Origin of the sequence: Deinococcus sp. (assembly GCF_018260405.1) — a bacterium.
In the GTDB taxonomy this organism is placed as follows: Bacteria; Deinococcota; Deinococci; order Deinococcales; family Deinococcaceae; genus Deinococcus.
Genome location: NZ_JAGLBG010000136.1, coordinates 1 through 4,936, shown reverse-complemented (window position 1 = coordinate 4,936; position 4,936 = coordinate 1). Strand labels below are relative to the sequence as shown.

Here is a 4,936-nt window from a genome sequence, read left to right as displayed (position 1 = left end):
GGCGCGATTGTGGGCGTGCAACCCTTCGGCGGCTACAACATGAGCGGCACCGACAGCAAGGCGGGCGGCCCGGATTATCTGGCGAACTTCATGCAACTCAAAACGGTAACGGAACGCTGGTGATGGTTGATAAGTAGCTCCCGGTTACAGTTCCGCGTATCCGGGGAAAGCGCCCGAATCCACTCTGCTTCTCAGCTTTACAGACGCACTTCTGCCAGGAGCTCCTTTTTACCGGCTCAATCTGTTCGGGGTAGTGAAGGCATCGAATGAAGGGGTCGGCGGTGTTTTTCCGACGTGCCCATCATTCGGAGCGCTGCTCTAACTAGAGCAACCGGGCGACTGTTGCAAGAGGTCTAATGATTGGAACCTTAGGAAACTAAAATGTAATAGATCTGCTACATTGGTTATGTCAAGCTCATGTCATGAACAGCAGCCACCTAACTCCCGAGATTCCCGCAGAACACAGGGCACTTATCGTGGTTATTCGGATAGCTCACCGCACACTGACCCGGTATTATCAGGGTGATTTACAGGCGCTCGATTCACTGAATCCCAAAGTCGCGGCCTGGCTCGAAACGTACGGCTATCTTGAAATTTTGCACGTCGAGGACGGCGTGCGGTACATAGCGACGCCCAAAGCCCAGCGCACGATCCTCAGCTCGGCTGCCTGAAGCGCAGGTTGGGGACAGAGGCGGAAACGAGCAGGCCGCGCCCCCACCAGCATCATCTTGCTCCCCGGCCCGCGCTTTTGCGTACACGACTGCTGCTGACTCCGGTTTTTCGAGTATGTCCTTCAAGTCCCTGACACCGGGCATCAGCTCCTCAGCGTCGGGCAGCTCACAATGCTTCGTGAAGTCGTCTTGCTGAGCGTGTTCGTGTCTTTGCCGTGCTGTCCCTGCGCGAACCGCTCAAGCTCACTGATCTGTGGGCCGGGCGGTGTCTTCTGGGCGGGGTCTATTTTGTGTTTAAGGACACATAATGTCCGGGCCAACTGGACACCAGCAAAAGAATACGTCTGAACTTCCGGCGGCGACATGTTAGCCTTCCTCGACAGCCTACCGGAGGAAAAACGCCCGCCATGACGACGCTCGAAGAACTGATGAACGCTCCTGCCCCTGCCAGCGCCTGGGTGCTGGAACGTGACTGCGCCGAAACCGGACTAGACCCGCAGGACATCCGTGACGAGATGCTGCGCCGCATCAGCGAGATGCGCGGCAGCATAGAGCGAGGGCTGCAAAGCGACGCCAGAAGCATTACCGGCATGGTGGGTTGGAACGCCAAGGGCCTGTGGGACGCACCCGACGTGCTGCAAGCGCCGTTGCTCAGGCGGGTGCAAGCCTACGCGATGGCCGTCAACGAGGAAAATGCCCGCATGGGCCGCATTGTTGCCGCGCCTACTGCGGGCAGTGCCGGGACCATTCCGGGGGCGCTGCTGGGCGTGGCCGACCACCTGGGCATCCCCGACGAAAAGCTGGTCGAGCCGATGATTCTGGCGGCAGGCGTGGGAAAGGCGATCAGCAAACGCATGTTCATTTCAGGTGCGGCGGGGGGCTGTCAGGCCGAGATTGGCAGCAGCGCGGCGATGGCGGCGGCGGCGGTAGTCGAACTGCTCGGCGGCACGCCCCGCGCCGCCATTCACGCGGCCAGCATGGCTCTGATGAACACCATCGGGCTGGTGTGCGACCCCGTGGGGGGCTATGTGGAAGTTCCCTGCGTAAGCCGGAACGCCTTTTTTGCCGTTCACGCGGTTAGCGCGGCGCAACTGGCGCTGGCGCAACTGGAAAGTTTTATTCCGCCCGACGAGGTGCTGGGCGCAATGGCCTCGGTGGGCCGCATGATGCCCGCTGCCCTGCGCGAAACTGCCGACGGTGGGCTGGCCCAGACCCCGACCGGGCTGGCCGTGACCGCCCGCATGGAGGGCCAGCCGCAGGACGGCGAACTGCCCGGTGGCATGGTCGAATTGCCGATGGCCTGAGGCTAAGGCCCGGCAGATTTAGAGCAGTTAAGGAGCTGGCGGATAGTGGTGGCATCATCGCCCCGAGCGGACTTGCAAAGTTGCGAGGCAGAGCGAGTAGCCAGGAGTAGTGGATTCAAGTTCCTTAGCGCACAACACGCTGGTTGTAAGCCATGCACCTGGGTCTAAGTCTTTCAGAACTTCAATCTGGTTCAGTCGGGGAGGCTTGGTAGCCTTGACCAGTGCAGGGGCCTGAGCGCGTCCCGACTGAACCAGAATTGAGCGGAATTTGTATTACAGCGGCTCTATTTGGCCGCAATACAATCGATTTCGACTGCGGCGTCCATGACTAGCCCGGCGGTAGCGAAGGTAGCGCGGGCCGGATAGGGCTTGACCATCCAGGCTTTATAGGCTTCGTTCATGGCCGCGAAATCCTTAATGTCTTTGAGAAGCACGGTGCATTTGACGAGGTTACTCCGGGTGTATCCACTTTTCTTCAAGACGGCCTCGATATGCTCCAGGGCCTGAGTGGTTTGTGGCCCCACGCCACCAGGAACGAGATGCTCGCCACTAGCATCATTTCCAATCTGACCAGCAAGGTAAATGGTCGTGCCGACCTTGACGCTCTCAGAGAACGCATACCCTTCTGCTGGCAAGTAGGTGACGTGCTGGTAAGGCGTAATGGCAGCGGCAAGTGAGGCGGTGGTCAGCAGCGAGAGGGCCAGAATTTTCTTCATGTTCTCAGTATAGAGATCAGATTAAGCCGAGCTGAGAGATGGCCCTCTGAACTGAAAGTAATACGGACTGCCGATTGAATCTGGTTATATCTGCTTCAAGCTGAGCGGGGGCGAGAAGGAGGCTTGACCGCTGCCTAGCTGTACTAGTATTTAGCGGAATCCGTATAGGCTGCTGTGGCCTCTGGACTATTGAGAGGCAGCACACACTCGGCGACAGGGCCGCGCCGGGCCGCTATACTTTTCAGGTTATGCGTACCGTCACGGTAGGGACGCGGGGAAGCACACTTGCACTCGCTCAAACTCGCTGGGTTATTGCCCGCCTCAAAGAAGAATGGCCGGAAACCGACTTCCGAATGCAAACCATTAGTACCGGTGGCGACCGCAACCGCGAGAGCCTGCAACAGCTGGCCCAGAAGGGTGATAAGGGCTTCTGGGTCAAGGAAATCGAGGACGCTCTGCTTCAGAAGAAGGTGGACATCGCCGTTCATAGCCTCAAGGATCTGCCCACCGAACAGCCCGAGGGTCTAGAAGTCTCTTCTATTCCCAAACGGGTGGATGCCCGCGACATACTGGTGGGCCGCGAGGGTTTCAAAAAGATTGCCGAATTGCCGCAGGGCGCACGCATCGGAACCAGCAGCATCCGGCGCAAGGCTTTTTTGCGGGCCTACCGCCCCGATCTGGTGGTCAAGGACCTGCGCGGCAATATCGACACCCGGCTGGCCGCACTGGGCAGCGGCGACTACGACGCGATCATCCTGGCCGCGGCGGGCCTGATTCGCGCCGAGCTGCGCCACTACATCGACGATTTCATCGAACCCGACATCCTGCTGCCCGCTCCCGGACAGGGCGCCCTGGCGCTGGAAACCCGCTCGGACGACGACCTGACCATCGAGGTCGCCTACGCCATTCACGACCACCTGACCGACGACCGGATTACCGCCGAGCGCGAGTTTCTGGCGGGGCTGGGGGCAGGCTGCATGGCCCCGGTGGGGGCCCACGCCAGTGTGAAGGGCGGCCAGCTGACTCTGGAAGGCTGGGTGGCGGCTCTTGACGGCGGCAAGGTCATTCGCGGCGAGACCACGGGCGACCCCGCCGAATGTGCCGACATGGGCGCGGAACTGGCCGCCGATATGCTGGGCCAGGGTGCGCAGGAGTTGATTGAGGGAGCGCGGGCTTAAGCCCTGATGACGGCCCTCATGCCGGCCCCGGGCGAGTCCAGCAGGCGGCTAGCTCTTATTCACACGGGCGGCACCATCGCCAGCGGGCCGAATCCCGACGGTTCTGGCGTGCTGCCCCGGCAAGCGCCGCAACTGCCCGGCATGACCGACGTCGTGGTCAGCGAGTACCAGCCGTTCAACCTGCCCAGCCCGCACATCACGCCCGCGCACATGCGGCGGCTGGCCACACTGGTGGGCGAAGTGGCCCCCGGCGTGGACGGCGTGGTTATCACGCACGGCACCGATACCCTGGAAGAAACGGCCTTTTTTCTACACCTGACGCTGAATTCTAGCGTTCCGGTGATCTTGACCGGCAGTATGCGCCACGCCGCCGAGGTGTCGTGGGACGGTCCCGGGAACCTGCTGGACGCCGCACAAGTCGCACTGTGTCCCGAGTCGCGGGGGCGTGGGCCGCTGGTGGTGTTCGGGGGCGACATTTTCGATGCCCGAACCGTCACCAAGGTGCATACCAGTTCGGTCGATGCATTTGGCGGTTATCCCGGACCAATCGGTAGGATTGACCGTGTGGGCGACTCGCCACGCGTGCATTACTTTGCGCGTCCCGAAACGCGCCCGACCTATCAGTTGGCCGGTTCCGACGCACGGGTCGAAATTCTGTACGCCTATGCGGGTTGGACAGGCGAAGGGTTTGCCGAGGCCGCCGCCCGTGCCGACGGACTGGTTATTGCCGCACTGGGCACGGGAAACCTGCCTGCCGAATTGCTGCCGTTGATTGCCCGTAGCCGTAGACCGGTGGTTATAGCCACACGCACCCATGCCGGGCCGATTTTGCCGGTCTACGGCTACGCGGGCGGCGGCGCGACGCTAGTCGAGGCCGGAGCCATTCCCGCCAGCTTTCTGAACGCGCACAAAGCCCGGCTGCTGCTGCTGGTTTTGCTGAGCCTGGATTATGGCCCGCAGCAGATCAGAGAAGTATTTCAGCAGGGGGCGTTTTAGAGGCTGTCTGAGGCCCTAACCATGGGAAATGTTTTAGGCTTTAACGGTGGAACGCGCAGCTTACCCTAGCG

5 protein-coding genes and 1 pseudogene are annotated in these 4,936 nt (G+C 61.1%); 5 read left to right on the top strand and 1 reads right to left on the bottom strand.

Translation table 11 applies throughout. The features are described from left to right. The first annotated feature begins 422 nt into the window (after positions 1–422). From QZ269_RS12055 to sdaAA, 3 genes and pseudogenes are all read left to right on the top strand, one after another. Positions 423–671 carry a hypothetical protein gene (locus QZ269_RS12055; RefSeq protein ID WP_291426953.1) on the top strand — a complete coding sequence of 83 codons (249 nt, stop codon included), beginning with the start codon at positions 423–425 and terminating at the stop codon, positions 669–671. 153 nt (positions 672–824) lie between these two features. Next, positions 825–1,019, top strand: a pseudogene (locus tag QZ269_RS13585) (hypothetical protein); the annotation flags it as partial. 59 nt (positions 1,020–1,078) lie between these two features. Beyond that, positions 1,079–1,975: an L-serine ammonia-lyase, iron-sulfur-dependent, subunit alpha gene (sdaAA, locus tag QZ269_RS12050; protein WP_291426952.1), complete on the top strand. Its 897-nt coding sequence runs from the start codon at positions 1,079–1,081 to the stop codon at positions 1,973–1,975. A 284-nt stretch (positions 1,976–2,259) separates the two neighbouring features. On the opposite strand, the gene QZ269_RS12045 is transcribed toward sdaAA, so the two are convergent. Beyond that, on the bottom strand, positions 2,260–2,691 hold the full coding sequence (locus QZ269_RS12045; RefSeq protein WP_291426951.1) for a RidA family protein: 432 nt from the start codon (positions 2,689–2,691) through the stop codon (positions 2,260–2,262). Positions 2,692–2,939: 248 nt separating this feature from the next. On the opposite strand from QZ269_RS12045, the gene hemC reads away from it, so the two are divergent. Together hemC and QZ269_RS12035 are read left to right on the top strand one after the other, a co-directional pair. Continuing rightward, a complete protein-coding gene (gene hemC / locus QZ269_RS12040) occupies positions 2,940–3,869 on the top strand; it encodes a hydroxymethylbilane synthase (RefSeq protein WP_291426950.1) in 930 nt (309 codons plus the stop codon). A gap of 6 nt (positions 3,870–3,875) precedes the next feature. After that, entirely contained in the window at positions 3,876–4,865 is a 990-nt protein-coding gene (locus tag QZ269_RS12035) for an asparaginase (RefSeq protein WP_291426949.1), read from the top strand. The last annotated feature ends 71 nt before the right edge of the window (positions 4,866–4,936 follow it).